Origin of the sequence: Paenibacillus marchantiophytorum (genome assembly GCF_014640555.1) — a bacterium.
Taxonomy (GTDB): Bacteria; Bacillota; Bacilli; order Paenibacillales; family NBRC-103111; genus Paenibacillus_E; species Paenibacillus_E marchantiophytorum.
Genome location: NZ_BMHE01000118.1, coordinates 1 through 1,409 on the forward strand (window position 1 = coordinate 1; position 1,409 = coordinate 1,409).

Here is a 1,409-nt window from a genome sequence, read left to right on the forward strand (position 1 = left end):
CTGGGCATCCTTGATGTTGGCTTGTTCGGTTTCCTTGACCTTTTTTATCGTAAAGTCCAAAAATCCACTCATGCCCTCGGCTTTGCTGGTCAGTTTATTGATTAACGCTTGGACTTGCGCGGTATCCGAACCGATCTGCGACAGCAACTGACTATCCAGCTGATTCACAAATCCATTCGTCGCATTTCGGAGATAGTTGGCATGATCCTCGATGTCTTGGATATCTTTCATTAGCTTCCGCATGCGGTCTTCATTAAAGAGTACCTGATCCGATGCCATTTATGCCTGACCTCCTTTGCCGCTTGATGAAAGGGAGCTCAAGGTCCCCTCCTCCGCTTTAATGACCTTGGCCTTGAAAATCATTGCGAACCGAGAAGTCCGATTCAAACAGGATAATGTCGCCGCTGCGAAATTGAAACGTATGGCCCAAGTAGTCTTGATCGGAGGCAATCTGCCCTTCAATCGCCCACATGTTGGCATTCGGAGAATTGTAGCCTAGAATTCTTGTTTCTTGATCGTTATGCTTGAGCGCATAGATGCCAAAGTTAACCACGATATAGCCCTTCGTGAGAAACTCCGATTCATGTCCATCCAAAGAGCCTCCGTAGCGATTGGCAAGCGCTAGAACATCCGTCCCTTTCGGCAAAATGTGGGGCGCAATCGGAAGGTTATACTCCCCATACCAATGCTGCACGCTGCGAAGGGCAACGGTCGGATCGACTACAGGTGGAACTACTCTTGGCGGGCCCACAATCGTCCGCGACTTGTACGGCAGAATTTCAATATCATAACCCGTAGCTGTCGTAATTTTGCGGCTCAAGAACTGGGTGTAAAACTTGGACCACGGCGTTTGCGACTGCTGACTTGAAGTTAAGATATTCGTATACTCGTAGCTCGCGGCGTTTTGGATATCCGTATCACTGATATTCCTTAGCGGGTCCGGCAGCCGATAGACACGGGAGTAGATCTGCTTGTCTACCACAGAACCGACGCGGATCATTTTATTGCTGGCTCCTGACGCATCATAATAAAGATCCACAGGCACGCTACTGCCACCGCTGCGTGGTACAAACCAGAACGTGGGATCAATCCGCATCCCTTCCCCTTTATCCCAGTAGTTGCCGATTGTTTTGAAATCAAACTGGAACGAGTAACCGTTATGGGGCACAGTGGCGACTTGTCCAGGATAGGAGCCTGGGCGTATCGGCGTGAGCCATGCGTTTTGTCCAAACATGTTCGTTGGTATTCCGTCTTTATCTCTTCCACCTGAATAATAAGCATTCGTTGTATGATTCAGTGAGCCGGGTGCCGTTCTAAACACGGACTCGTACCGCAAATCACCGATATCTCCTATCCGAAAATCGGAAACGCGCCCCACGACGTTGACATCGATCCCCTTTGTCGCGCAG

At 49.5% G+C, this 1,409-nt stretch carries 1 protein-coding gene and 1 pseudogene; both read right to left on the reverse strand.

Annotated features, from left to right (window positions below; all coding sequences use genetic code 11):
• The coding region (locus IEY34_RS36105; RefSeq protein WP_189021011.1) for a hypothetical protein at window positions 1-279 on the reverse strand (279 nt) is incomplete at its 3' end.
• A 58-nt stretch (window positions 280-337) separates the two neighbouring features.
• Window positions 338-1,409 (reverse strand): annotated as a pseudogene (locus tag IEY34_RS36110) (hypothetical protein); the annotation flags it as partial.